26 protein-coding genes are annotated in these 26,305 nt (G+C 35.8%); 24 read left to right on the top strand and 2 right to left on the bottom strand.

Translation table 11 applies throughout. From position 1 onward, the window contains the following. Nucleotides 1–197: 197 nt before the first annotated feature. From LKACC16343_RS02485 to holA, 17 genes are all read left to right on the top strand, one after another. On the top strand, nucleotides 198–1,196 hold the full coding sequence (locus tag LKACC16343_RS02485; protein WP_056952073.1) for a D-2-hydroxyacid dehydrogenase: 999 nt from the start codon (nucleotides 198–200) through the stop codon (nucleotides 1,194–1,196). 148 nt (nucleotides 1,197–1,344) lie between these two features. Continuing rightward, nucleotides 1,345–2,445 (top strand): pyruvate dehydrogenase (acetyl-transferring) E1 component subunit alpha, encoded by a 1,101-nt coding sequence (gene pdhA / locus LKACC16343_RS02480; RefSeq protein ID WP_056952971.1) that lies wholly within the window; start codon nucleotides 1,345–1,347, stop codon nucleotides 2,443–2,445. 2 nt (nucleotides 2,446–2,447) lie between these two features. Beyond that, complete coding sequence (locus LKACC16343_RS02475) at nucleotides 2,448–3,425, top strand: alpha-ketoacid dehydrogenase subunit beta (protein WP_056952075.1); 978 nt, start codon at nucleotides 2,448–2,450, stop codon at nucleotides 3,423–3,425. Between the two features lie 25 nt (nucleotides 3,426–3,450). Beyond that, the gene (locus LKACC16343_RS02470) at nucleotides 3,451–4,734 is read left to right on the top strand and encodes a 2-oxo acid dehydrogenase subunit E2 (RefSeq protein ID WP_056952077.1); all 1,284 of its coding nucleotides are present in this window, start codon (nucleotides 3,451–3,453) and stop codon (nucleotides 4,732–4,734) included. A 5-nt stretch (nucleotides 4,735–4,739) separates the two neighbouring features. Next, nucleotides 4,740–6,167: a dihydrolipoyl dehydrogenase gene (gene lpdA, locus LKACC16343_RS02465; protein WP_056952079.1), complete on the top strand. Its 1,428-nt coding sequence runs from the start codon at nucleotides 4,740–4,742 to the stop codon at nucleotides 6,165–6,167. A 132-nt stretch (nucleotides 6,168–6,299) separates the two neighbouring features. After that, complete coding sequence (locus LKACC16343_RS02460; RefSeq protein WP_054643624.1) at nucleotides 6,300–6,590, top strand: UPF0223 family protein; 291 nt, start codon at nucleotides 6,300–6,302, stop codon at nucleotides 6,588–6,590. Then, a complete protein-coding gene (locus LKACC16343_RS02455; protein ID WP_056952081.1) occupies nucleotides 6,574–7,353 on the top strand; it encodes an inositol monophosphatase family protein in 780 nt (259 codons plus the stop codon). Before LKACC16343_RS02460 ends, LKACC16343_RS02455 begins: the two co-directional genes overlap by 17 nt. Nucleotides 7,354–7,408: 55 nt before the next feature. Continuing rightward, entirely contained in the window at nucleotides 7,409–9,268 is a 1,860-nt protein-coding gene (gene typA, locus LKACC16343_RS02450) for a translational GTPase TypA (RefSeq protein ID WP_056952083.1), read from the top strand. A 131-nt stretch (nucleotides 9,269–9,399) separates the two neighbouring features. After that, on the top strand, nucleotides 9,400–10,572 hold the full coding sequence (locus LKACC16343_RS02445) for an FtsW/RodA/SpoVE family cell cycle protein (RefSeq protein WP_056952085.1): 1,173 nt from the start codon (nucleotides 9,400–9,402) through the stop codon (nucleotides 10,570–10,572). Between the two features lie 4 nt (nucleotides 10,573–10,576). Then, complete coding sequence (locus LKACC16343_RS02440; RefSeq protein WP_025084713.1) at nucleotides 10,577–10,843, top strand: DUF2129 domain-containing protein; 267 nt, start codon at nucleotides 10,577–10,579, stop codon at nucleotides 10,841–10,843. Then, entirely contained in the window at nucleotides 10,843–11,397 is a 555-nt protein-coding gene (rsmD, locus tag LKACC16343_RS02435; protein WP_056952088.1) for a 16S rRNA (guanine(966)-N(2))-methyltransferase RsmD, read from the top strand. The genes LKACC16343_RS02440 and rsmD overlap by 1 nt, the downstream gene beginning before the upstream one ends. Nucleotides 11,398–11,399: 2 nt before the next feature. After that, nucleotides 11,400–11,891 carry a pantetheine-phosphate adenylyltransferase gene (gene coaD, locus LKACC16343_RS02430; RefSeq protein WP_056952089.1) on the top strand — a complete coding sequence of 164 codons (492 nt, stop codon included), beginning with the start codon at nucleotides 11,400–11,402 and terminating at the stop codon, nucleotides 11,889–11,891. A 6-nt stretch (nucleotides 11,892–11,897) separates the two neighbouring features. Next, nucleotides 11,898–12,953: a SepM family pheromone-processing serine protease gene (locus LKACC16343_RS02425; protein ID WP_056952091.1), complete on the top strand. Its 1,056-nt coding sequence runs from the start codon at nucleotides 11,898–11,900 to the stop codon at nucleotides 12,951–12,953. Nucleotides 12,954–12,992: 39 nt separating this feature from the next. After that, complete coding sequence (locus LKACC16343_RS02420) at nucleotides 12,993–13,619, top strand: helix-hairpin-helix domain-containing protein (protein WP_056952093.1); 627 nt, start codon at nucleotides 12,993–12,995, stop codon at nucleotides 13,617–13,619. 115 nt (nucleotides 13,620–13,734) lie between these two features. Further along, entirely contained in the window at nucleotides 13,735–14,211 is a 477-nt protein-coding gene (locus LKACC16343_RS02415; protein WP_143444160.1) for a DUF4131 domain-containing protein, read from the top strand. Further along, complete coding sequence (locus LKACC16343_RS02410; protein ID WP_082604518.1) at nucleotides 14,212–15,873, top strand: DNA internalization-related competence protein ComEC/Rec2; 1,662 nt, start codon at nucleotides 14,212–14,214, stop codon at nucleotides 15,871–15,873. Then, nucleotides 15,848–16,861 (top strand): DNA polymerase III subunit delta, encoded by a 1,014-nt coding sequence (gene holA / locus LKACC16343_RS02405; protein WP_056952098.1) that lies wholly within the window; start codon nucleotides 15,848–15,850, stop codon nucleotides 16,859–16,861. The genes LKACC16343_RS02410 and holA overlap by 26 nt, the downstream gene beginning before the upstream one ends. Before the next feature lie 75 nt (nucleotides 16,862–16,936). Here holA and rpsT read toward each other — a convergent pair whose 3' ends face one another. Continuing rightward, nucleotides 16,937–17,185 (bottom strand): 30S ribosomal protein S20, encoded by a 249-nt coding sequence (rpsT, locus tag LKACC16343_RS02400; RefSeq protein WP_025085884.1) that lies wholly within the window; start codon nucleotides 17,183–17,185, stop codon nucleotides 16,937–16,939. 215 nt (nucleotides 17,186–17,400) lie between these two features. Here rpsT and rpsO point away from each other — a divergent pair, with 215 nt between their 5' ends. The 7 genes from rpsO (at nucleotide 17,401) to yihA (ending at nucleotide 25,448) form a co-directional block, all read left to right on the top strand. Next, a complete protein-coding gene (rpsO, locus tag LKACC16343_RS02395; protein WP_054643613.1) occupies nucleotides 17,401–17,670 on the top strand; it encodes a 30S ribosomal protein S15 in 270 nt (89 codons plus the stop codon). A gap of 173 nt (nucleotides 17,671–17,843) precedes the next feature. Beyond that, entirely contained in the window at nucleotides 17,844–19,541 is a 1,698-nt protein-coding gene (locus LKACC16343_RS02390) for a ribonuclease J (RefSeq protein WP_056952100.1), read from the top strand. Between the two features lie 36 nt (nucleotides 19,542–19,577). Then, entirely contained in the window at nucleotides 19,578–20,525 is a 948-nt protein-coding gene (locus LKACC16343_RS02385) for a tetratricopeptide repeat protein (protein WP_056952102.1), read from the top strand. 205 nt (nucleotides 20,526–20,730) lie between these two features. Continuing rightward, entirely contained in the window at nucleotides 20,731–21,921 is a 1,191-nt protein-coding gene (gene tuf, locus LKACC16343_RS02380) for an elongation factor Tu (RefSeq protein ID WP_056952104.1), read from the top strand. 223 nt (nucleotides 21,922–22,144) lie between these two features. Further along, on the top strand, nucleotides 22,145–23,431 hold the full coding sequence (gene tig / locus LKACC16343_RS02375) for a trigger factor (RefSeq protein ID WP_054643610.1): 1,287 nt from the start codon (nucleotides 22,145–22,147) through the stop codon (nucleotides 23,429–23,431). A 139-nt stretch (nucleotides 23,432–23,570) separates the two neighbouring features. Further along, nucleotides 23,571–24,818 carry an ATP-dependent Clp protease ATP-binding subunit ClpX gene (clpX, locus tag LKACC16343_RS02370; RefSeq protein WP_056952106.1) on the top strand — a complete coding sequence of 416 codons (1,248 nt, stop codon included), beginning with the start codon at nucleotides 23,571–23,573 and terminating at the stop codon, nucleotides 24,816–24,818. A 48-nt stretch (nucleotides 24,819–24,866) separates the two neighbouring features. Then, nucleotides 24,867–25,448, top strand: coding sequence for a ribosome biogenesis GTP-binding protein YihA/YsxC (gene yihA, locus LKACC16343_RS02365; protein WP_056952108.1), 582 nt, complete (start codon nucleotides 24,867–24,869; stop codon nucleotides 25,446–25,448). 59 nt (nucleotides 25,449–25,507) lie between these two features. On the opposite strand, the gene LKACC16343_RS02360 is transcribed toward yihA, so the two are convergent. Further along, entirely contained in the window at nucleotides 25,508–26,083 is a 576-nt protein-coding gene (locus tag LKACC16343_RS02360) for a histidine phosphatase family protein (protein WP_056952110.1), read from the bottom strand. Nucleotides 26,084–26,305: the final 222 nt, after the last annotated feature.

Here is a 26,305-nt window from a genome sequence, read left to right as displayed (position 1 = left end):
AAAAATACTTCAGTATATCCATTATAGATTATTTTTCGATAAAAATAGAAGGATTTGAGAAAAAACCTGCTTGAGAATTTTTAGAAAACGATTTCAGATGTACTATTTTTGTTTTGTTAAGGGGGTACATGATAAAATACTCTTATATGTTATCGGTTACACGAAGATACATAAAATATTGCTACTGGAGGTTTTATATGAGATTAATTGACTTTGGTGTCAGAGAAGATGAAAAAAAATATATTGAGGAATGGTCTAAAGAGAACAATATAGAAGTAAAAATCGTTTCCGATTTACTAACGCCTGAGACCGTTCAGCTAGCAAAGGGTTATGACGGGATTGTTGCTTATCAGCAATTGCCATACGATGAGAAGATTTTCGATGCAATGAATGAATATGGAATTCATGTCCTTTCGCTTAGAAATGTCGGCGTCGATAATGTCCCATTTGCAGCTCTCAAGAAAAATCAAATTCGTTTGACTAATGTACCTAGTTATTCACCAGAAGCTATTGCGGAATATTCAGTTACAGGTTTGATGGCATTACTAAGAAATCTAAAACATATGATCAGAAAAGTGGACCAACATGATTTTCAATGGGCTCCTGATATCGGACGTGAGCTCAATCAGCTTACAGTGGGTGTCGCTGGAACCGGAAGAATTGGTCGTGCTGCAATAAAAATTTATCAAGGATTTGGAGCAAAAGTTATTGCATATGATAAATTTCACAATCCAGAATTAGAAAAAGAAGGAATGTACGTCGATGATCTTGATACTTTATTGAAAGAATCAGATGTCGTAACGTTGCATATTCCAAGCCTTGGTAAAGGCCATACTTTGATCAATAGTAAGTCGATTGCCGAGATGAAAGATAATGCTATCGTCATTAATACAGCACGTGGCGATTTGATTAATACGAAGGATCTATATGATGCTGTAGCTTCAGGTAAGCTTTATGGAGCTGTTTTGGATGTTTATGAAAAAGAAGTTGGTGTCTTTAATTCCGATTTGAGTGATCAGGAATTTTCTGATGATGTATTAGATAAAGTAATTAAAAGTCCAAGATTTATTTTGACACCACATATTGCTTTCTATACAACTAAGGCTGTTAAAAACATGGCGACTGTTTCACTAAATGCCATGGTTTCAGAATTAAATACCGGAACTTCAGAAAATGAGATAGATTTGGAAAAATAGTGACCATTTTCACAAACTATTATAAATTTATTTATGTTCAAAGAATGCCTAAATTACTTGTTTTTTGAGTGATCAATGTTAGACTAAAAATATATGAAAGCCCTTACAGGTTTCACAAGGGCAAGTTTTTATGAAAGGACTGTGGAGAATGGCAAATAAACCAATTGTTGATTTTGAAGCACTTAAAAATAACTTATCGAATGTTTCAAAACCCATTCAAGTATTGAATGAAAAAGCTGAGATAACAGATCAAGAAGTCTTTGATTCATTTTCAGATGATGATTTAGTTGAGTTTATGAAAAAGATGGTATGGGAGCGTGCATTGCATGAACAGACAATGAACTTCTCTCGTCAAGGTCGGATGGGTTTCTATGCACCGACTGAAGGTGAGGAAGCTTCTGAGATGGGAACTGTTTTAGCAATGAAGAAGAATGATTATCTTCTTCCAGCTTATCGTGATGTACCACAATTGATTCAACATGGCGCTACAGTAACCCAAGCTTACTTATGGTCACGTGGACATGTTGCTGGTAACAAGTTTGAGGCTCGCTCTATGATGCCACAAATTATCATTGGTGCCGCATATGATGAGGCAGCCGGTGTAGCTATGGGTCTAAAGAAGAATGGCGAAGACGCTATTGCATTTACTTATACTGGTGATGGTGGTACTTCTCAAGGTGATAGTTACGAAGGAATGAACTTTGCTGGTGCCTTTAAGGTTCCTGCACTATTCATTGTTCAAAATAATGGTTTTGCCATTTCAACACCACGTGCAAAACAGACGGCTGCTCCAACATTAGCCCAAAAGGCTGTTGCCGCTGGTATTCCAAGCGTTCAAGTTGATGGTATGGATATCCTAGCTTGTTATGCTGTGGCTAAAGCAGCTCGTGAGTACATTACAGCTGGCAATGGTCCTGTAATGATTGAAACCTTGACATATCGTTTCGGTGCTCACTCAAGTGCTGGTGATGATCCTAAACGTTACAGAACTAAGGCTGAAGAACAACCATGGTTCGATAAGGATCCATTAATTAGATTAAGAAAAGTTCTTGAAGACAAAGGTTTATGGTCTGAAGAACAAGAAGATAAATTAGTTGATGAATATAAGGCTTCGTTTAAAGAGGCAATCAAGGAAGCTGATGCAGTTCCTGAAGATAAAGTTTCAGATATGTTAAAACGTACTTTTGAAATTCCAACTCCAGAAATGAAGAAAGAAATCGCTAAATTTGAAGCAAAGGAGTCGAAGTAAAAATGGCTAAGAAAACTTACATTCAAGCAATTACAGACGCCTTAGACATTGTTCTTGAAGATGATCCAAAAACTTTGATCTTTGGTGAAGATGTCGGTAAAAACGGTGGTGTTTTCAGAACGACTCAAGGACTTCAGGAAAAGTATGGTGAAGATCGTGTCTTCGATACACCTTTAGCTGAATCAGGAATCTTGGGATTAGCAACCGGACTAGGTTTAACTGGTTGGCGTCCAATTCCTGAAATTCAATTTATGGGCTTCTCACTTGAAGCTGTTGATCAAATTATTGGTCAAGAAGCTAGAATGCGTTTCCGTTTTGATGGATTAAAGACAGCTCCTGTAACGATTCGTACACCTTATGGTGGTGGTACTCATACTGCTGAAATGCACGCTGATAATTTGGAAAATATTTTTGCAAGTACTCCAGGTTTACGTGTTGTTATGCCAAGTAATCCATATGATGCTAAAGGATTATTGATTTCCTCAGTTGAAAATAACGATCCTGTGCTATTCATGGAAAACTTGAAGTTATATCGTTCAATGAAAGATGATATTCCTGATGGCAAGTATACAGTTCCATTGGACAAGGCTAATGTTGCCCGTGAGGGTAATGACATCACCATCGTAGCTTACGGTGCTGAAGTAAATGAGGCCTTGAAGGTTGCTGATGATTTGGCAAAGAAGAATATTTCTGTTGAAGTTATTGATCTTAGAACAGTTTCACCAATTGATACCGATACAATTTTCAAATCAATCGAAAAGACTCATAAAGTAGTTATTGTTCAAGAAGCACAAAAAATAGCTGGTGTGGGTGCACAAGTTGCCTCAGCTATTGCCGAAGATGCGGTTCTTTCTCTTGATGCACCAATTGGTAGAGTTGCGGCTCCAAATAGTGTATATCCATTTGCCTTAGGTGAAGACACTTGGATTCCACGTGCAAAAGAAATTGAAGAAAAAGTAAATGAAATTCTCAACTACTAATTAATCGAAGGAAGGGAATCCAACTATGGCTTACAAATTTAAATTACCTGAGCTAGGTGAAGGGATGGCCGAAGGTGAGATCGCCAGCTGGCTAGTAAAAGAAGGAGACACAGTTAAAGAAGATGACTCCTTAGTAGAAATTCAAAATGACAAATCAGTTGAAGAATTGCCTTCACCAGTTGCTGGTACTGTTAAACAAATTGTTGCTCAAGAGGGAGATACTGTTGAAATCGGTGACACTTTGATTGTAATCGATGATGGTTCTCCCGATACAGCTGACGATGATCAACCAGCTAAAGATGACAAGGAAACTGAAAAGCCCGATAAAGAAACTGAAAGTGCACCTAAAGAAGAAGCTGCTTCCGGTCCAGCTACTGGATCAGTTGATGCTCACTATTTAGCAATGCCTTCAGTACGTCAATATGCTCGTGACAAAGGTGTTGATTTGGCAAAGGTCACACCTAGTGGCAAGCACGGACAAATTACTAAAGCTGATGTAGATTCATTCGACGGTAGTGCCGCACCTCAAGCAGCAGCTCAACCTGCAGCCGCTGTAGCACCAGCACCTGCAAATACTATTACACCATACAAGTCAGCCACTCCGGAACTCGAAACACGTGAGAAGATGTCAATGACTAGAAAAGCTATTGCTAAGGCAATGCTTAATAGCAAACACACAGCTCCACATGTAACTAGTTTTGATGACGTCGAAGTAAGTGCTTTAATGGCTAACCGTAAGAAATATAAGGCAATTGCTGCTGATAAAGGTATCCATTTAACATTCTTACCTTATATCGTAAAAGCTTTAGTTGCTGTAATGAAAGAATACCCAGAATTGAATGCTTCAATTGACGATTCTACTGAAGAAATTGTCTACAAACATTATTACAATGTTGGTATTGCAACTAACACAGAACATGGACTTTATGTTCCAAATGTTAAGAACGTTGATTCTAAAGGTATGTTTGAAATTGCTAAAGAAATTACTGAAAATTCACAAGCTGCTTATGACAACAAGTTGAGTATGGATAAGATGTCAGGCGGTTCAATTACAATCAGTAACGTCGGTTCTATTGGTGGCGGCTGGTTTACACCAGTTATCAATTATCCAGAAGTAGCAATTCTTGGTGTTGGTAAGATTGCTAAAGAACCTTATGTTGATGAAGATGGCAACATTCAAGTAGGTAACATGTTGAAGTTATCATTGAGCTATGATCACAGATTGATCGATGGTGCTTTAGCACAAAATGCTTTGAATCTCTTGAAGAAATTGTTGCATGATCCAGATATGTTATTAATGGAGGGCTAGTTAACATGGCAGAAAACGTAATAGAAAAAGATACCGTTATTATTGGTTCCGGCCCTGGTGGTTACGTTGCAGCAATCAGAGCTTCAGAATTAGGACAAGATGTTACTATTATTGAAAAGTCAGATACCGTTGGTGGTGTTTGTCTAAACGTTGGTTGTGTTCCATCAAAGGCTTTAATCACAGCCGGACATAGACTCCAACAAGCTAAAGATTCATCAACTTATGGAATTACAACTAGTGATGCCACAATTGACTTCACTAAGACTCAAGCTTGGAAAGATGAAAAAGTTGTTGCCAGAATGACTGGCGGTGTACAAATGCTTTTGAAGAAGCATCATGTTGAATTGATCAACGGCGAAGCTTATTTAGATAGCGATACACAACTAAGAGTTATGCCAAGTGGTCCTAGACAATTTATGGATAATGGCGGTGGACAAACAATTAAGTTCAAGCACTTGATTTTAGCAACTGGTAGTCGCCCCATTGAAATTAGAGGATTCAAGTTTGATGATCGTGTTATCGATTCAACTGGTGGATTGAATTTGAAAGAAGTTCCAAAGGAATTCGTCATCATTGGTGGTGGTTATGTCGGAACAGAGTTGGCTGGAGCTTATGCTGACTTGGGTTCACACGTAACTATTCTTGAAGGTTCACCTAATATTATTCCTAACTTTGAAAAAGATATGGTTTCAATCGTTAAGAAGAACCTTGAAAAGAAGGGCGTTACAATTATTACAAATGCTATGGCCAAAAAGAGTGAAAACAAGGGCGATAGTGTTGAAGTAACTTATGAAGTTGATGGCAAGCCAACAACAATCAGTGCTGATTATTGTATGGTAACCGTTGGTCGTCGTCCAAATACTGATAATTTTGGACTTGAAATGACCAATGTCAAATTGACTGAAAAAGGTTTAGTTGAAGTAGACGAACAAGGTAAAACTTCCGTCGATAATATTTATGCAATTGGTGATATTACACCAGGACCAGCTTTGGCCCATAAAGCCTTCTTTGAGGCTAAGACAACAGCTGGAGCAATTTCAGGTAAACATACAGCTAACGACTATATTGGCGTTCCAGCTGTTTGTTTCACTGATCCTGAGTTAGCTAGTGTCGGTCTAACAGAAAAAGATGCTAAGGATAAGGGAATTGATGTCAAAGTAGCTAAATTCCCATTTGCCGGAAATGCACGTGCTGTTTCACTTGATGCCGCTGAAGGATTTGTTAAGTTAATTGCTCAAAAAGATACAGGTACTTTACTAGGTGGTCAAATCGTTGGACCAGGAGCTAGTGACTTGATTTCTGAATTAAGTGTAGCTGTTAATTGTCAACTTAATGCTGAGGATATTGCTCTCACAATTCATCCACATCCAACTTTGGGTGAACCTATTCAAGAAGCTGCCGATATTTTAATCGGTTATCCAACACACATTTAATAGAAAAAAGGGAAGAACGTTTAGAAACCGAAAAGAGGATTTTTCGTATACTAAATTAATTATTTCCATAAAAAAGCGATGCAATTGTATCGCTTTTTTTGTATAGTAGAGTAAAAATGAAGGGAGCTATCAATGCATAATTACAGTTATCCTCTTGATGAGACATGGTCACAAGATGAGATTGTTAAAGTGATTGCTTTGTATAATGCGGTTGAAAAGGCCTATGAATCAAGTATAAAAAGTGATGAATTTTTGCAAAAATATCGCTCATTCCAACAAGTGGTTCCAATGAAAATGGAGCAAAAAAAATTAGATAAAGAATTTGAGTTTGAATCGGGCTATTCCATCTATCAAGTGTTTAAAAAGTGTCGTACAGCAAAAAAAGGCGAGAAAGTAAGGATTCACAATGACAGTAGACAGTAAGGAAATAGATAAATTTCTAGTAGAACTTTTACAAAATGTGGGTAAGAGTTTGAGGGATGATGCTTTAAAAAAGAAATCTGTTGATACAAAAAAGAACCGAAATGATTTAGTAACAAATTTTGATAAAAAAACTGAACGCTATATTAATTCCGAGATTAAAAGAGTTTTTCCAGAAGCTACGATTGTTAGTGAAGAAGGATATGGTGATTTAGTAACAGATATGTCGGGACTAGTTTTTTTTGTCGATCCAATCGATGGGACAATGAATTTTGTTAAGCGTGGAGACGATTTTGCATCAATGATTGGCGTTTACATTGATGGCAAACCATTAATTGGTGCTATTATAGATGTTATGGGTAATAACATTTACCATGGCGGTAAAGAAATTGGCTTGTTCATTAATGATGAGAGAATAGATGTTCCAAGAAATTTACCTTTAGTTGAAGGTTTAGTCGATGTTTCGGCACCGATGGCGTTGGCTAATAAATTTAATGTTCAGGAAGTCATTAAAAAAAGTAGTGGTTTCAGAGTTTATGGAAGTGCGGGAATTATTTTTGGTCATCTCTTGACTGGAAAAGAAGTCATGTATATGTCATACTTAGCACCATGGGATTTGGCTGCCGGGCGTGTCTTATGTGAAGCTGCAGGTATGAGTGTAGTAAGTATTGACGATGCACCAATAAATATGCTAAAATCACAAGTCGTAATAGTTGGTACTCAGAAAGTTGTTTCTGAAGCACTGACGACAGTCAAAACGCGTTAGTGAACTGTGAGAAGTTTCACAGTTTTTTTATTGCTAGTAATTTAAACACGTATTTATGGAAGGAAGAACTAATTTGACTAAGAGAAGAGAAGATATTAGAAACATTGCGATCATCGCTCACGTTGACCACGGTAAAACTACATTAGTTAACGAAATGTTAAAACAATCAGACACATTGGATTCACACTCAGAAATTCAAGATCGTGCCCTTGATTCAAATGCTATTGAAAGAGAACGTGGAATCACAATTCTTTCTAAGAATACTGCTGTTGATTATGACGGCAAGAAGATCAACATCTTGGATACCCCAGGACACGCTGACTTCGGTGGTGAAGTTGAACGTATCATGAAGATGGTTGACGGTGTACTTCTAGTTGTCGATGCATATGAAGGTACAATGCCCCAAACACGTTTTGTGTTGAAGAAAGCTTTGGAACAACATTTGATTCCAATCGTTGTTATTAATAAGATTGATAGACCCGGTGCTCGTCCTGCTGAAGTTGTTGATGAAGTTCTTGAATTGTTCATCGAATTAGGTGCTGACGATTCACAACTTGATTTCCCAGTTGTTTATGCTTCTGCTATTAATGGTACATCAAGTTACTCAGATGATCCTGCTAACCAAGAACACACAATGAACCCAATCTTTGATACAATTTTGAAGACAATTCCAGCTCCAGTTGACAACTCAGATGAACCTCTACAATTCCAAGTTGCCTTGCTAGATTACAATGACTATGTTGGTCGTATCGGTATTGGACGTGTCTTCCGTGGTAAGATTGCCGTTGGTGATTCCGTTACGGTTATGAAACTTGATGGATCTACAAAGAACTTCCGTGTTACAAAGCTATTTGGTTTCCTTGGTTTGAACCGTGTTGAAATTCAATCAGCTAAAGCCGGAGATTTAATTGCTGTTTCTGGTATGGAAGATATTTATGTTGGTGAAACTGTTACACCAGTTGATCATCAAGAAGCACTTCCATTGCTACGTATTGATGAACCAACACTACAAATGACATTCTTGCAAAACAACTCACCTTTCGCTGGTCGTGAAGGTACAGAAGTTACTGCTAGAAAGATCGAAGATCGTTTAAGAAGACAACTACATACTGATGTTTCTCTTAAAGTTGAAAATACAGACCAAGCTGGTTCATGGCTAGTTTCAGGTCGTGGTGAACTTCACTTGTCAATTCTTGTTGAAGAAATGCGTCGTGAAGGTTTCGAATTACAACTATCACGTCCAGAAGTTATTTACAAGACAGTTGATAATCAAAAGTGCGAACCTTTTGAAGAGGTAACTATTGATACACCTGATGAATATGTTGGTTCAGTTATCGACTCAATGTCACAACGTAAAGGTGACATGCAAAACATGGAAAGTACTGGAAATGGCCAAACAAGACTTATCTTCTCAGCACCTTCACGTGGTTTGATCGGTTACTCAACAGAGTTCTTATCAATGACTGGTGGTTATGGTATTTTGAACCATACATTCTCAGAATACAAACCAGTTGTTAGAAACTGGAACCCAGGTAGAAGAACTGGTGCTTTGGTTTCAATCAACCAAGGTCCATCAACTACTTACTCACTACAATCTGTTGAAGATCGTGGTACATTGTTCATTGGTGCCGGTGTTGATGTATATGAAGGTATGATCGTTGGTGAAAGTAGTCGTGATCAAGATATCGCTGTTACTGTTACTAAGGGTAAGAACCTTACAAATACTCGTGCTTCTGGTAAAGATCATGCTGCTGCTATCAAGACTCCAAAGGCAATGTCACTTGAACAATCAATCGAATTCCTAAACGAAGACGAACTTTGTGAAGTAACACCTAAGAGTGTTAGATTACGTAAGAAGATCTTGAACACAAACGAACGTAAGAAGTTTGACAAAACGAAAAAAATGTCTAAATAATCAGATTATTAAAGAAGCTAAGGATAGATTTCCTTAGCTTCTTTTTTTATGCCAAAAAGACAGAGTAGGACAGTTTTTTTCTGGTATTATTTGGTGGTATAATCTTATTATTAGATTTTAGGAGCTAAGATGTGAAAAAATTAAAAAAAATTGACTTATGGATTGTCATTCCATATATCATCCTATTAGGTATTGGAATCGTTATGGTTTATTCAGCCAGTTTTTACAATTCATTAGTTTCTGGTGGAAGTACCACACAATACTTAATTAAACAGGCTATCTTTGCAGTGTTGGGATTATTTTTATGTTATTTCAATTTTATTCTCAAAGCTAAGATTTTTAAAAATCGACATTTTATTAAATATGCGTTGCTTTTCACAGTACTGTCCTTGGCAGCTTTACCGATTTTGGGTAAGCTATTTCCTAGCTTGCGTGTTAATGGTGCGGTAGCGTGGATTCCAATTGGTCCTTTTAATTATCAGCCATTGGAATTGGCCAAATTAGTTTTGATTTTGTATTTATCCTTTGTATTAACCAGTAAACAAGAACGTTTACTGTCCTATCAAAATTGGAAAGAAATAGGTTTTGAAGTTTTACCTCCAGTGTTAGTAGTGGCAATTATTGTTATTTTACTTTTAATACAACCGGACTTTGGTGGAGCTATCGTTATTTCACTAATTACATGGGTTCTCTTGGGTGCTTCAACAATTCCTGGTAAATATATCGTTAGATTGAGTGTGGGCTTAGGGGCCTTCTTAGGCTTATCAATCTATGGTATTTTTAAATTAGCTCCTTCAATTATTACTAGTCATTATCAATATCAACGTATTCTAGCGATGCAACATCCCTTTAAATTGGAACAGCATGCTGGGGCACAGTTAGTTAATTCCTTTTATGCTATTAGTAATGGTGGTGTTTTTGGAGTTGGTTTGGGTAATGGGATTCAGAAACGTGGTTATTTGCCAGAACCACATACCGATTTCATTTTGGCTGTTATCAGTGAAGAGTTAGGTCTAGTAGGTGATATCGTTGTATTATCGCTTTTGGCATTGATTATTTTACGGATAATTCTTATCGGTGTTCGTGCTAAGAAAAATTATAATGCTTTAGTTTGTTATGGAGTGGCGACAATGATGTTGACACAAGTAATACTTAACGTAGGAGGATTACTAGGTATGATTCCCCTAACTGGTGTTACTTTGCCATTTATCAGTTATGGTGGATCTAGTATGTTAATACTGTCGATTGCTTTGGGAATCGTCCTTAACTTGGATGCCACGAATAAATTTGAAAGAACAAGGTGATTTTATGTTTAAAAAAGTGGAACGCCAGGCTTTGTATGTTTGGGTTTATTCACTTAAATGGCGGAAGAAGTTGCAGCGCTATGGCACAATTTACTACACTTCCCCTAAAATGAAATATGTGATGATGTATGTAAATTCCAATCGAGTTGCGGAAGTTAGAAAAGAATTGAATTCTAAAAATTATGTAAAGAGAGTTTCATTAGCTCATAGAAAAGAATTAGATGAACATTATGTTTTAAAAACTTCTGAAAGTAAGCAAGAGGAAAATTAATGAAAGTTGTATCAGGAAAGTTTCGTGGATTGAATTTAAAGGCAGTTCCTAGCAATAACACTCGTCCTACATCAGCTAAGGTTAAGGAAGCTGTTTTTAGCATGTTAACACCATATTTAGTTGAGGATGGCGTAGCTTTGGATTTGTTTGCAGGAACAGGCAGTTTGGGTATCGAAGCTGTATCACGTGGCTATAAGACGGCTTATTTAGTTGATAAGGCCTATAAAGCTATTAGTACAATTAAAGAAAATGTTGATAAGACTCGTGCAAATGAAAGTTTTGTGGTTATGAAAACTGCAGCAACTGAGGCTTTAACTAAATTTAAAGATGATCAAGTGAAATTTGATTTAGTGTTTTTGGACCCACCTTATCGTATGAAGATTACAGAACAGATCATCGAAGATATGGTTGAAGAGGAGTTATTAAATCCTGGTGCTATCATTGTTGACGAGACGGATTATGATATTGATCTCACTAATTTTGACAAAATAGATTTACTTAAAGAAAAGAATTATAAAGATACTAAGGTTGCACTGTATCAGTTTGGAGGGTAAGTATGTCGCAAAGAATTGGCCTTTATGCAGGAAGTTTTGATCCAATTACCAACGGTCATTTGGATATAATTCGTCGTGCTTCAAAATTGTTTGATAAATTATATGTAGCACCTATGACTAATACATCAAAAAAGTATTTATTCTCCTATCAGGAAAAGAAGTCCTTCATTGAGGCTGAAATTAAAGATTTAAGTAATGTTTCAGTTGTAGATGGTAAATCAGAGCTTTCAACCAATTTGGCCCGTCAACTAGGAGCTGGTTTTATGGTTCGTTCAATGCGTAATCCTGATGATTTTGGTTATGAATCAGGTGTGGCTTCAATTAATAAAGTTTTAGACAAAAATATTGAAACGATATTCCTGCTAGCAAATGATCAGTATGCTACGATATCATCATCAATGATGAAAGAAGTGGCCAAGTTTGGTGGCGATATATCCGAATTTGTACCTCAAGCAGTCGCTTTAGAATTGATAAAGAAATTGAGGAAGGAATAAACTATTTTGAGATTTAACAAAACTAGAAATAAAATCTTTGGTGCTATATTTATTTTTATTATTGTCGTGGCATTCTTCTTTACACCAACAGGTTATTATTTAGAAGTTCCAGGTAGTGCCGAAGATACTTCTCAATTTGTAAAGGTCAATGGTAAGCAGGATAAGAAAAAAGGAAACTTGCTACTAACGACAGTTGGAATTGTCAGTGGAACTCCATTTACGCTGTTGAAATCAATGGGAAATGATTTCGAAACCATCTATTCGCAAGAAGAATTGATGGGAAATGAAAATAGTCAACAATATTTTCAAGTTCAACAGTACTATATGAAATCAGCAACCAATAATGCGATACAGGCAGCATACTCTAAAGCAGGAAAGCCATTTACTAAAAAGTATCTAGGCGTTTACATTATGGACATCATGAATAACTCTGCTTTTAAGAATAAACTGCAAGTTGGCGATACGATAACTTCTATTAACAACTATCACTTTAAGAATTCAGCTCAATTTATCAATTATGTTAAGAAGCAAGATAAAAAATCTATTGTCAAAATTAATTTTGTGCGTGATGGTAAAAAGAAATCAGCTTCAGGTAAACTGGTTAAATTAGCAGATACCAAACGTTATGGTTTGGGAATCACTTTGACTGATAATACAGAGGCCAAGGGTAATCCTCCGACAAAGATCGATGCTGGTAGTATCGGTGGTCCTTCAGCAGGATTGATGTTTACTTTGCAGGTTTACTCACAGATCAGCAATAAGGATTTAAAGGCCGGTCGTACTATCGCCGGAACTGGAACAATTTCCCCTGATGGAACTGTTGGTCCTATCGGTGGGATTGAGAAGAAGGTCTATGCAGCTTCAGAAATGGGTGCAACAATTTTCTTTGCTCCTGACGATCCTGTAACAAAAGAAATTAAGAAATATGAACCAGGTTACGTTAATAATTATAATTTAGCCAAACGTGCCGCTAAGAAAATTCATACAAAGATGAAGATTGTACCTGTAAAGAATTTAAATGATGCAATTAATTATCTCGAAAAAACGAAACAGTCCAAATAAGGGCTGTTTTTTTTCGTAATTTAATTCGAGGTGATTGAAATGGAAGAAGTTTATCAATACGTTCGAAATAAAAAAATTGGTTTATTAGTGAGTATCGTAGCCTTAGTTGTAGGAGGATATTTTTTTCTTTTCCACAAAACAACCCTGACTAGTACAGTAGAACCTAAGCAGGAATTAGCAACTCAAAAAGATGAGATCAAAAAGAGTAAAATTGATTCAAAAATAAAAGAACCACAAACAATAGTTGTCGATGTACAAGGTGCTGTTAAAAAATCAGGTGTTTATCACGTAAAAGATAAGGCGATTGTACAGGAAGTGATACAGACAGCTGGTGGCTTTGCGGCCAATGCTGATTTGAGACAGATCAATCAGGCTAAGAGAGTGGCCGATCAGATGCAAATTTATATCCCGGTTAAAGGTGAGAAAACGCGCGCTCCTGCCAATACAAACTTATCAGGTGATACTCAAGGTAAAAAGATAGTAAATATTAATACAGCAACAGTTGATGATTTTAAAAATGTAACTGGGATTGGCCCTAAAAAGGCACAAAAAGTTATTGCCTATCGTGAAGAACATGGCCAATTCAAAACGTTACATGATTTAACTAATGTTTCAGGAATTGGTGAGAAGAGCTTATCTAAATTAAAAGATCAATTAACAGTTTAAGATAATGAAAGGTAAGTTGATTTTTTCCGCATTGGTAATAATTTTATTAATAACTATTTATTTTGAGAATAAATTATTCATCATTTTTCTACTATTATTAATAGTAAGGATTGTTTTGCTTAAAAATAAAAATCTTAACCTATTGATTATAAGTTTGTCCGTAATTTTTGCCGTACGTTGTCGGTTGATAAAGCCACCGACCACTGTACCGCAAATACAGAGTGGAGTAGTAACGCCTGATTCAATTTCTATCAATGGAGATTTACTAACGGGTGAATTACAAACTAGTCATGAAACAGTGAAATTCATTTATCAAATAAAAACACAACGTGAACAACGGTATTGGAAAAAGCTAGATCATATGGTTCAAACAAAGCCACAAATTAAGAAAATAGAGTCGATAGCCCAATCACGTAATCCTGGTGAATTTAATTACGCCAAGTATTTAACTAAGCAGAGTATTCATTATCAAGCAGAAATCACAGAATTCAAAAATCTTATAGAGTACCAACCACAAAATTTCAAAGGTAAAATAAATGCTTTACGAATACATATTATTAAATATTTAGCACAATTACCGAAGTGGTTATGAATTCATGCCCAAAGTCTGATAGTTGGTTACACTGATCCTGCAGATAAAGATTTTTTAAAAATCTTGAGTGTTTTGGGAATTATTCATCTTTTTAGTTTATCGGGTCTGCATGTGTTACTTATTCTGACGTTAATTAGAAAATTGACATCTTTTTTGAAGATTCCATTAGAACTAATTGATACGTTAATGTTATTTTTGCTGCCAAGCTATGGCATTTTGGTAGGTTCAAAGAGTGGCATCTGGCGTGCAGTTGTTTTGGCAATGGTTGGAATTGTATTTAAAAAATTGGGTTGGTCGTTAAGTAGTCTTGATATTTTTAGCGTGACACTATTGATATGCTTGTTTGTTGATCCATTGGCTATAACGACTATGGGTGGTCAGCTTAGTTTTCTGTTGGCTTTTGCCATCATGTATCTGTATAAGAACACTAAATTCATTTGTGCGACATTAAAGATGAATTTAGTTAGTTTACCGATAATATGTTTCTATACGTATCAGCTTAATTTGTTAACTTTATTGGTCAATTTGATTTTTATTCCATTATTTACTTACGTAATATTGCCTTTGACCTTTATTTCGGCACTGTCGGTTAAGTTAAAAATTTGGAATAATGTAAATGATTTATTTGAAGGTATGTATGGATTTTTAGATTATTTTTCCAATGGTGCTCAATTTATATTGGTGACGGGTAAATTGGCTATTTTATCAGTTATTTTGTTGGTGATAATAAGTCTTTTCTACATTGAAAGTAAAAGTATTCTTAATAAGTATTTGTATCAGTATCTAATTGTCTTTGCCGCCTGCATAATGATCAATAAATTTCCCTTGAGTGGATCAGTAAATATAATTGATGTAGGTCAAGGAGATAGTATTCTGGTAACAACACCTTTAATAAGAAAGACTTTTTTGATTGATACGGCGGGTAAATTGAAATTTATGACTAAACCTTGGGCTAAGAGGAATAGTAGTAATCAAGTGGAACACAGTACAATTCCGTTCCTAAAGTCGCAAGGAATTTCTAAAATTGACATACTCTTTTTGTCACACAAGGATGTTGACCATATCGGTAACTTAGATATCTTATTGAATAAATTTCCAGTTAGGCAAGTTAATTTCGGTATTGGTTTGAATCAAAATCTTCGAATTCAAAATGTCATTCGAACTCATCCAGAAATTGAATTCAAGAGTCGTCAACAAGGAGATGTTATAAAAACTGGTTTTATAAATTGGCAAGTTCTTTGGCCAAAAGTGAAGGGAAAAGGAGAGAACAGTGATTCCTTAACGCTATTGGCACGAATTAAAGATAAAAATTGGCTTTTTACGGGAGATTTAGATATTCCCTCGGAACAAAAGATATTGAAAAATTATCAATTCAAAGTTGACTATTTAAAGTTAGGTCACCACGGATCAAAAACAGCAACAGGGGATGAGTTACTGGAAAAAACACAACCAAAGTTGGGCTTAATCTCGGCCGGAATTAATAATCGCTATGGACATCCTAATATAGAAACCTTGAAACGGTTAGAAAATCACCAGGTAAAATATTTAAACACGGCTGATTATGGTATGATATCTTGGTATTACGATTTTTTCAGTAATAGAGAAAAGATAACAACTTTTTTAAAGGGTGACTCGTTTGAAAATAACAGAATTAAAAAATAATTTAAAACAAGGTAATTTGAGTAATGTCTATTTGATTACCGGTGCGGAACAGGTCTTCATTAAAGATATTCAGAAATCATTTAAAAATATTATGTCTCCTGAAGAACGTGATATGAATTTCTCCAGTTTTGACTTAGAAGAAACATCATTAGATGACATGATTAATGAAGCTATCTCTGCACCTTTCTTTGGTGAAAAAAGATTAGTTTTTGCCCAGAACCCTTATTTTTTAACGGCGGAACGTGTTAAAAATGCTGTTGAACAAAATACAGACTTATTATTGAGATATATTCAGAATCCAACTCCTTCAACAATCATGGTGATTTTTGCCTCATATGAGAAACTAGATGCTCGAAAGAAGATTGTTAAGCAGTTAAAGAAAATAGCGGCAGTAGTCGATGCTGGTCAGATGGAGGGACCAGTTCTAACTAGGACGATTCAAAATGATTTAAAAACTGATGGTTATCAAATTGATGGGGAAGCCTTGGATTTATTAATAAATAAAACCAAAAGTAATTACTCTTTGATAACGAATCAATTGGTTAAATTAAAGATGTATGCTTTACAATCGAAAAGAATTGATAAACAGGCAGTAGAGGAACTAGTACCACAATCATTAGAAGATAATGTTTTTGACTTAATGAATCAAATTCTTAATAAGAATATTTATCAGGCCGAGGAACTATATCATCAATTCTTATTGCAAAAGATTGATCCAATACTTTTGATTGCTATTTTAATGTCTCAATTGCGTCTCTTGATTCAAGTTAAGGTGCTAACTGAAAGAGGTTTAACTGAAGCCACGATTTCTAAGAACCTCAAATTGCATCCTTATCGAGTTAAATTGTCGCATCGACAGTCTAAGCGATTGGATATGAAGCAATTAATAGTTATGTATCAGGACTTAGTGAACTTAGATTACCAGATTAAGTCAGGACAAGGGGACAAAGAGTTACTATTTGATCTCTTTATAGCAAAATTTGCATAATAAAAAGGAGTTCAGAATAATATCTGAACTCCTTTTTTGAGAAATAAAAAAGCAACCAATATAGGTCGCTTAAGATTAATTCAATTTAGCAAGTCTTGACTTATCGCGAGCAGCTTTGTTAGCCTTGATTAGGCCTTTAGCTTTAGCCATGTCAATAGCACGAACTGCTGTTCTAAACATATCTTCTTTGTTGTCAGTGTTGTTAGCAGCTGAAGTTTCAAAGTTTTTGATAGCTGAACGCATAGCGCTCTTTTGTGAAGCATTGCGAAGAGTTGCACTTTGTGCAGTCTTTACACGTTTCATAGCTGATTTAATTTGTGGCATCAATTTCACCTCCGATTACCTAGTAAGCTTAAAACTCAATACATAGAATTATACATAATTAGCTTTGGCAATGCAATGAAATGTCGATTTTTTTTACACTATTGCAATATTCTACATTATGTAGTAAATTAGTTAGTTGTGTTAACCATGCTCTGTTTGACGAATCACCAACGCAGACATAGTTTGGCTAAATATATAAGGAAAAGGTGAATGAAATGGCTATTTCAAAACAAAAGAAAAATGAAGTTATCAAACAATATGCACGTAAAGATGGAGACACTGGTTCTCCAGAAGTACAAATTGCTGTTTTAACTTATGATATTAATTCTCTAAACGATCACTTGAAAGTTAACAAGAAAGACCACCACTCATATGTTGGTCTATTAAAGAAAATTGGTCACCGTCGTAACCTATTGGCATACCTACGTAACAAGGATGTTCAACGTTACCATGATTTGATCAAATCATTAGGTCTACGTCGTTAATATCAATTTAGGAAGTTTCCCGTTTGGGAGGCTTCTTTTTTTTCGCTTTTTTTTATATATTGTCTCTCGTATGGTAGAATAACAAACAGGTATAGCTTAAATAGTCTTAAAAGACTTAAAAATCACAATAGGATATTATGATCTATGCTATTTTAATGAAATGAGAGATGAAAATGAGCAAAAAAATTAAAATAATTTTGTTAAGTGGCGTACGTGAAAACGGAAAGAATATGTACGCAGTAGAAGTAAATGACGAGATTTATATCTTGGATATTGGTTTACAATATCCTGATAATGATCTTTACGGAATTGATGTTGTTGTACCAGATATGACTTACATCAAGGAAAATATTGATAAAGTGGTGGGTATCTTCCTATCACACGGTCATGCAGATGCAATCGGTGCTTTGCCATACCTAATCAGTGATTACGACATTCCTGTATTTGGTTCAGAAATGACGATCGAACTAGCTAAGATTGTTTGTTCAAATGACAGTCGCAGTAAGAAATTCTCAGATTTCCACGTTATCGATGAAAACACAGCTATTGATTTTGAACAGGCTTCAGTTTCATTCTTTAAAACAACCCATTCAATCCCAGGCTCTTTAGGAACAGTTATCAAGACTGAAGAAGGTCAAATTGTTTATACGGGTGACTTTAAATTTGATCAAGCTGCTGTACCAGTTTATAAGACTGATTATGGCCGTATTGCTAAAATCGGTAGTGAACGTGTTCTAGCCTTGTTAAGTGACTCTGCTAATGCTGAATCACCTTATGAAAATTCTAATGAACGTGATATCTATGAATATATTTTGGATACGTTTAGTTATCACAATGGCCGTATTATTGTGGCTCAAGTGGCTTCAAACATTCAAAGAATGCAACAAGTTTTGGATGCAGCTGATAAGACAGGTAGAAGAGTCTTCCTATCAGGAACGGACGCCGAAAAGATTGTTAAAACGGCTATGAACTTAGGCTATTTGAAGATTCCTAATAAAGAATTAATTTTAAAACCTAAGGAACTAAAAGGTTTTGATAATAATAAATTAGTTGTTGTTGAAACCGGTAAAATGGGTGAACCAGTCAAGGTTCTTCGAAAGATGGCTAATCCAGCAGCTAAGACGAAGTTCCAAATTGAAGAAGGAGACCTAGTATTTATTGCTACAACTCCTTCACATGCCATGGATACAACTGTTGCCAAAGCTAGAGATGCTATTTATCGTACAGGTGCTGAAGTTAAAGCATTGAGTGATGACAAACACTCTTCAGGCCATGCTAATAAGACTGATCTGCAATTGATGATCAATCTTTTGAATCCAGAGAATGTTATTCCTGTTCAAGGGGAATATCGTCTTTTGGATGCACATGCAAGAATTGCGCACGAAACAGGCATTCCTTATCAAAATATTTTCCTTACTAAAAAGGGTGATGTTTTGAATTATGAAAATGGACAATTCTATCAAGCTAAGGCTGTCGATGCCGGAGATACTATGATCGACGGAAAAGGTGTTGGCGACATTGGAAGTATCGTTCTACGTGATCGTGAATTATTGGCCGAAGACGGTGTTTTCATTGCGGTAGCTACAATTGATCGTAAAAAGAAGAAAGTCGTTGCTAAACCTAAAATTACGGCTCGTGGGTTTGTTTATATGCGTGCCAGCCGTGACTTATTGAGCGAAAGCTCAGATATTATTGTCAAGACAATCGTAGATTATATGCAAGATAGTAAAGATTTTGATTGGTCTGATTTGAAACAAGATGTCCGTGACAAGTTAAATCACTTCTTGTATGAACAAACTAATCGTCACCCGGTAATTCTTCCTGTAATCATGGAAGTAAACCAGAACAGACATAGAAAAGCCAAAAAATAAACTGATTTAATTAGTTAGATATTGTTGAGGTATTGTATGGACGATTCAGATAATCTAAAAAAAATTATTGATCAGGCGGAAGAAGCCTTTGAACAGGGCGTTTGGTCTGAAGCAGTGGATTTATATACGCAGGCGTATGCAATGCAGCAGTCATTCTCAATTAACAGGGGGTTGGCTGCTTCTTTGTTGAATCAAAAAAGACCTGGCGATGCTGAAGCAGTAATCTTAGATTATTTTAATTATTACCTCAGTGAACCAGAAACGGCTGAATTAGCTTTGGATATCATTTTAGAAAATGATGATTTCTTATTAGCTAATCAAATGTTAAATTTTTATGACATAGAGACATTGCCACATATTAAGCCAGAGTTTGTAGAAGATATAACGAAACGAATACAAGTAGCAGAAGATCGTCACGAACGTTCTTTCAAGCCAGAGAAGAAACAATTATCTAAACGACTTTATTCTATCGTTACAGAATCAACTCCAAAACAAATTCAATTGTTAAGAAGTTTGCGACAATTTAACAAGAGTGATTATGTAAAGGATGCAAAGATTTTATTAGTCAATCCCTTGTTACATCCGCTTTTAAAGAGTGAAGCTCTGGAAAATTTATTGAAACTAGGGATCGATGAAACTATAGATATTTCGTTCTATGGTGAAAATAAAACTTGCAATCCGAGTGACTTAATGCCTATTATGTCAACTGATGTCTATTTGAAAATGTGCGACGAATTAGAAAAATTATTAACTGACGAAAATGATTCGCAATTAGAAAACTTTAAAGGTGAGTTGTCACTGTACGCGGCATTTGTCTATCCGTTTGGGGATGAAATAATAAAAAGTCCAAGACTCTGGACAAAAGCTATGCTTTTAAGGTATCGTTTAGTTGATGAATCACAAATAAGTGATAATCAGGGGTTAAAAGAAGTAAATAATTGGCTAAAAAGGTTCGATGAGCTAATAAATGCCTTTCAAGAGTGAAAAAAATTAACTTTTTTTGCTTTGAGTATTTACAATTCCGATTACTCCCCGTATAATCCAAAGAGTATATTTTTAGTCGGTGATTTGCTTTGAATTACTTTGCTTTCACCTCTGAAAGTAGTATAATTTTTCAGTAAAGAGTCGTCTAAAGAACATTTTCTTTGGATCAATCTTATGAAATGAAATTTTAGGAGGATTCTTTGTAATGGCAGAAAAAGAACATTATGAGAGAACAAAGCCCCATGTAAATATTGGGACAATTGGTCACGTTGACCACGGTAAGACTACTTTAACAGCTGCAATCACTAAAGTATTGGCTGACAAAGGTTTAGCTAAGGCTGAAGATTATGCTGATATCGATAAGGCCCCAGAAGAAAAGGAACGTGGGATTACTATCAACACAGCCCATGTTGAATACGAAACTGAAAAGCGTCACTATGCACATATCGATGCTCCAGGACACGCTGATTACGTTAAGAATATGATCACTGGTGCTGCACAAATGGATGGTGCTATCCTTGTTGTTGCTGCTACTGATGGTCCTATGCCACAAACTCGTGAACATATCTTGCTTGCTCGCCAAGTTGGTGTTGAATACATCGTTGTATTCTTGAACAAGACTGATCTTGTTGACGATCCAGAACTAACAGACCTTGTTGAGATGGAAGTTCGTGAACTTCTATCAGAATACGATTTCCCAGGGGATGACATTCCTGTTATCCGTGGTTCAGCTTTGAAGGCTCTTGAAGGTGACCCAGAGGAAATTAAACACGTTGAAGAATTACTTGATGTTGTTGATGAATACATCCCAACACCAGAACGTGATAATACAAAACCATTCATGATGCCTGTTGAAGATGTCTTCACTATCACTGGTCGTGGTACTGTTGCATCAGGTCGTATTGATCGTGGTGAAATTAAGATTGGTGACGAAGTTGAAATCGTTGGTTTGAAGCCAGAAGTATTGAAGTCAACTGTTACTGGTCTAGAAATGTTCCGTAAGACTCTTGATTTAGGTGAAGCCGGAGATAACGTTGGTATCTTACTACGTGGTGTTAACCGTGATCAAATCGAACGTGGACAAGTTCTTGCTAAGCCAGGTTCAATCCAAACTCACAACAAGTTCAAGGGTGAAGTTTATATCATGAGTAAAGAAGAAGGTGGACGTCATACTCCATTCTTCTCAAACTACCGTCCACAATTCTACTTCCATACAACTGATGTTACTGGTGTTATTGAACTACCAGATGGTGTAGAAATGGTTATGCCTGGTGACCAAGTTACTTTCGAAGTTGATTTGATTGCTCCAGTTGCTATTGAAAATGGTACAAGATTTACTGTTCGTGAAGGTGGCCGTACTGTTGGTGCCGGAGTTGTTACAGAAATCTTAGACTAATTTCTAAGTGGTAATGATAATTAAAAAAGAGTTGGTTAATCCAGCTCTTTTTTTTATGGCTATTTTTTACGGCTAAGTTATTTAAAAATCGTAAAAAGTGTCATATAATATACGAATGATGTCTTAAAAAACCTATTAAATAACGTCAAATGTTTACAATATCACCATTTTAGGGTAATATTACAAAGTATGAGATCGTTGAAATACCGGAGGGATAATATAAATGTCTGCTAAGGCTAAATTTACAAAAAAAGAAAATAATACTGGTGAATTAAAATTTGAAATTGACCAAGATACAATTAAAAAAGGTTTAGATACTGCTTTTAATCGTGTTAAGAAGAGCTTAAATGTTCCTGGATTCAGAAAAGGAAGAGTTCCTCGCCAAATCTTTAACCGTATGTACGGTGAAGAAGCATTGTACGAAGATGCATTGAACGCTGTTCTACCAGATGCATACCAAAGTGCTGTTGATGAAACTAAAGTAGAACCTGTTGACCAACCACAAATCAGTGTTGAATCAATGGAAAAAGACAAGCCATGGGCTATTACTGCAACTATTACAGTTAAACCAGATGTTGAACTTGGTGAATACAAGGGCATCGAAGTTAAGAAGCAAAAACGTAATGTTATGAAGGCTGATGTTGAAGATCGTCTAACAGACCTTCAAAAACAACAAGCTGAACTAGTTCTTAAAGATGGTAAAGCTGAAAAGGGCGACACAGTTATTATTGACTATGTTGGTTCTGTTGATGGTAAAGAATTCGATGGTGGTAGTGCACAAAACTACTCACTTGAATTAGGTTCAGGTTCATTCATTCCTGGATTTGAAGATGCATTGATTGGTCATGCTGCTGATGAAGATGTTGACGTAAATGTTACATTCCCAGAAGATTACCAAGCTAAAGAACTTGCTGGTAAGAAAGCTATCTTCAAGACAAAGATTCATGAAGTTAAGTCAAAAGAATTACCTAAGTTAGATGATGACTTTGCTAAGGATGTTGACGAAGACGTTGATACACTTGAAGAATTGAAGACAAAACTTCATGACGAAATCAAGGATCAAAAGAAAGAAACTGCTGAAGAAAACATTCAAGAAGAAGCAATTGCTGGAGCAGTTAAGAATGCCAAGATTGATGACATTCCACAAGCTATGATTGATACAGAAGTTGACAACCAATTGAACCAATACTTGGCTAACCTACGTCGTCAAGGTATCGATCCTAAGTTGTACTATCAAATGACAGGTACAAACGAAGAAAGCTTGAAGAAACAATTTGCTAAAGATGCTGAAGAACGTGTAAAGACTGACTTAGTTATCGAAGCAATCGTTGCTAAAGAAAACATCAAGCCAACAGAAGACGAAATTAAGAGTGAAGTTAAGTCACTAGCAGATGAATACAAGATGGAAGAATCCGCTGTAAGAAATGCACTTAGTGATGAAATGCTTGCCCATGATATCGGCGCTAAGAAAGCCATCGAATTAATCGTTGACTCAGCTGTTGAAAAATAATGTTTCTTTGAACTAAAATAAAGGAAGCCACTGGGCTTCCTTTTTTTGTAAAAACGATGGCTTCAAACTAATTACTTTACTCAAAGTTATTACAATGCTAGACTTTCAAAGTAATTGGAACTATTGAAGGAGAATAACTATGTTTGATAGTACAGAAAATACTGGCACAATTAGCTGTTCATTCTGTGGTAAAACGCAAGATCAAGTTAAGAAAATTGTTGCTGGACCAGGTGTATACATTTGTAATGAATGTATCGATTTATGTAAAGAAATCATTGATGAAGAATTAAATGATTCAACACCAATGGATCTTGAAAATATTCCAACACCTGTAGAAATCAAAAAAATTCTTGATGACTATGTAATTGGACAAACTGATGCGAAGAGGGCATTATCAGTTGCCGTTTATAATCATTACAAGAGAATTAATAAAATGGAACACCTTAAAGATGGTGAAACAGAGTTACAAAAGAGTAATATCGCTCTAATCGGACCTACCGGTTCCGGTAAGACCTTCTTGGCTCAGACTTTGGCTCGTATATTGAAGGTGCCATTTGCAATTGCAGACGCTACAACATTAACTGAAGCTGGTTATGTTGGTGAAGATGTTGAGAACATTCTTTTGAAACTTTTGCAAAATGCTGACTTCGATGTAGATAAGGCCGAACATGGTATTGTTTATATTGATGAAATTGATAAGATTGCTAAGAAGAGCGAGAATGTCTCCATCACTCGTGATGTGTCTGGTGAAGGTGTTCAACAAGCACTTCTAAAGATTCTTGAAGGAACAATTGCTAGTGTGCCACCACAAGGTGGTAGAAAGCATCCTCAACAAGAATTAATTCAAATCGATACAACTAATATTCTCTTTATCGTTGGTGGTGCTTTTGACGGTATCGAACAAATTGTTAAGAATCGTTTAGGCGATAAGACGATTGGTTTTGGTGCTGAGCAACAAGCAACAATTGCCGAAGAGAAGAGTTTAATGCAACAGATCATCCCTGAAGATTTGATGAAGTTTGGTATTATTCCTGAATTTATCGGTCGTATTCCAATCGTAACAGCACTTGAGAAGCTTACAGAGAGTGATTTGGTCGATATCCTAACAAAACCAAAGAATGCTCTTATTAAGCAATACAAGGAACTATTAAGCTTGGATGGGGTCAACTTGATCTTTACTGATGGTGCTTTGAAGGAAATTGCTAAGATGTCAATCGAAAGAAATACCGGTGCTCGTGGTTTGAGATCTATTGTTGAAGAAACAATGCTTGATACCATGTTCGATATTCCTGGACGTGATGACGTTGAAAGTGTCAAAGTAACTAAAGAAGCTGTTAGAAAAATCAAAGAACCAGAATTGATTCTTAAAAATGGAGAAGTTGCCTAGTGGGCAGCTTTTTTTGTTTATGGTAAAATTACTTCATTGAGGTGAATTATGCAGGTAAATAATGTATCAATGAATTTGAGCGCCGTAAGCTCAAAACAGTATCCAAGTGAAGGATATCCAGAAATAGCCTTATTAGGCCGTTCTAACGTCGGAAAATCTTCTTTGATAAATACTCTTATCAATCGTAAAAGCTTTGCGAGAACGTCTAGTACGCCAGGTAAGACGCAAACACTTAACTTCTATAATATCGAAGATCAATTATATCTTGTTGATGTTCCCGGATATGGCTTTGCTAAGGTTTCCAAGAAGCAACGTGAAGAATTCGGTGTCATGATCGAAGAATATTTGACTACTCGTGATGTTTTGAAAGGTGTAGTTATTTTAGTTGATGGTCGTCATCAACCTAGTGAAGATGATATTTCAATGTATCAATTTGTCAGTTATTATCATATTCCTACGCTAATTGTAGCTACGAAGATGGATAAGGTTAAGGGCAATCAGTGGAATAAGACTATTAGCCAAGTCAAGAAGGCAATGCAAATCAATCAAACCGACGATCTACAATTATTTAGTTCTGATACTAAGTATGGTAAAGAAGAAGTCTGGGACTGGATTGAAAAACATATGTAACAAAAATAGAGATAGTAATCGTGATTTGATTACCATCTCTATTTTTTATAATAATTATTCTAATTAAAATTAATAATCTTGTTAAAAGTAAATTTATTATCTTCGAATTCAAATTCTAGAATACTGCAATTACCAAAGCCACTATCCTTTATTTTACCAATATCAGTCCATTGGCTAGTAAAATTCATAATGGAACCAGCATGGCTAACAACTAAAACCGATTTATTGTCCTGATTCATAATATCAAGTAGAGTCTTTTTGACACGATCCTTATTTTGTTGAGCACTTTCACCACCATATTGAACGAAAAAGTCACCATATTGTTTTTGAGCATCAGTGATTTTAGGATTCAAATATTCATGTTCACCCTCAAATTTACCAAAAGACATCTCTCGTAACCCTTTTAAACGGGTATAAGGCATATCTGTAACCAATTCCAATGTGTCACTAGATCTTTCAGCAGTCGAGCAAAAAGCAGCGTCAAATTCGATTTGATTATCTTTAAAGTATTTTCCAGCCGTCTTAGCTTGTTCAATACCCTTGTCGGTCAGTGGTGAATCACACCAGCCTTGAATTTTACATAGAACGTTAAAAAGTGTCTGTCCATGACGCATTAAATAAAGCTTTTTTTTCATGTTTTCCCCTCCATAAAAGCACTTACATTATACAATAACATTTGCTTTTCTAAAAAAGAGCTTGAAAAAAATATCACTCCTGTGTATCATCATATTTATAAATAGTTTTGGTTTTAAACTAAGTAGTAATTTACTTCGGTGTTCAGAGAATTGACATTTGGTGAGAGTCAAGCAGGGTAGATTATCAAATACGAAACTAAAATTCGTGTCCTACGTTATAGG

The organism is Companilactobacillus bobalius (assembly GCF_002179915.1).
Lineage (GTDB): Bacteria > Bacillota > Bacilli > Lactobacillales > Lactobacillaceae > Companilactobacillus > Companilactobacillus bobalius.
The sequence above is the reverse complement of the archived record's forward strand: the minus strand, read 5'-3'. Positions and strand labels throughout refer to the sequence as shown.

Bases quoted from the DNA above. Each gene is read 5' to 3' on its own strand.
- rsmD (WP_056952088.1), top strand. From the start codon at position 10,843: ATGAAAGTTGTATCAGGAAAGTTTCGTGGATTGAATTTAAAGGCAGTT.
- coaD (WP_056952089.1), top strand. From the start codon at position 11,400: ATGTCGCAAAGAATTGGCCTTTATGCAGGAAGTTTTGATCCAATTACC.
- LKACC16343_RS02485 (WP_056952073.1), top strand. From the start codon at position 198: ATGAGATTAATTGACTTTGGTGTCAGAGAAGATGAAAAAAAATATATT.
- LKACC16343_RS02455 (WP_056952081.1), top strand. From the start codon at position 6,574: ATGACAGTAGACAGTAAGGAAATAGATAAATTTCTAGTAGAACTTTTA.
- LKACC16343_RS02440 (WP_025084713.1), top strand. From the start codon at position 10,577: ATGTTTAAAAAAGTGGAACGCCAGGCTTTGTATGTTTGGGTTTATTCA.
- rpsT (WP_025085884.1), bottom strand. From the start codon at position 17,185: ATGCCACAAATTAAATCAGCTATGAAACGTGTAAAGACTGCACAAAGT.
- LKACC16343_RS02390 (WP_056952100.1), top strand. From the start codon at position 17,844: ATGAGCAAAAAAATTAAAATAATTTTGTTAAGTGGCGTACGTGAAAAC.
- LKACC16343_RS02470 (WP_056952077.1), top strand. From the start codon at position 3,451: ATGGCTTACAAATTTAAATTACCTGAGCTAGGTGAAGGGATGGCCGAA.
- tig (WP_054643610.1), top strand. From the start codon at position 22,145: ATGTCTGCTAAGGCTAAATTTACAAAAAAAGAAAATAATACTGGTGAA.
- clpX (WP_056952106.1), top strand. From the start codon at position 23,571: ATGTTTGATAGTACAGAAAATACTGGCACAATTAGCTGTTCATTCTGT.
- tuf (WP_056952104.1), top strand. From the start codon at position 20,731: ATGGCAGAAAAAGAACATTATGAGAGAACAAAGCCCCATGTAAATATT.
- LKACC16343_RS02475 (WP_056952075.1), top strand. From the start codon at position 2,448: ATGGCTAAGAAAACTTACATTCAAGCAATTACAGACGCCTTAGACATT.
- LKACC16343_RS02420 (WP_056952093.1), top strand. From the start codon at position 12,993: ATGGAAGAAGTTTATCAATACGTTCGAAATAAAAAAATTGGTTTATTA.
- pdhA (WP_056952971.1), top strand. From the start codon at position 1,345: ATGGCAAATAAACCAATTGTTGATTTTGAAGCACTTAAAAATAACTTA.
- LKACC16343_RS02460 (WP_054643624.1), top strand. From the start codon at position 6,300: ATGCATAATTACAGTTATCCTCTTGATGAGACATGGTCACAAGATGAG.
- rpsO (WP_054643613.1), top strand. From the start codon at position 17,401: ATGGCTATTTCAAAACAAAAGAAAAATGAAGTTATCAAACAATATGCA.
- yihA (WP_056952108.1), top strand. From the start codon at position 24,867: ATGCAGGTAAATAATGTATCAATGAATTTGAGCGCCGTAAGCTCAAAA.
- LKACC16343_RS02385 (WP_056952102.1), top strand. From the start codon at position 19,578: ATGGACGATTCAGATAATCTAAAAAAAATTATTGATCAGGCGGAAGAA.
- LKACC16343_RS02360 (WP_056952110.1), bottom strand. From the start codon at position 26,083: ATGAAAAAAAAGCTTTATTTAATGCGTCATGGACAGACACTTTTTAAC.
- lpdA (WP_056952079.1), top strand. From the start codon at position 4,740: ATGGCAGAAAACGTAATAGAAAAAGATACCGTTATTATTGGTTCCGGC.
- typA (WP_056952083.1), top strand. From the start codon at position 7,409: ATGGAAGGAAGAACTAATTTGACTAAGAGAAGAGAAGATATTAGAAAC.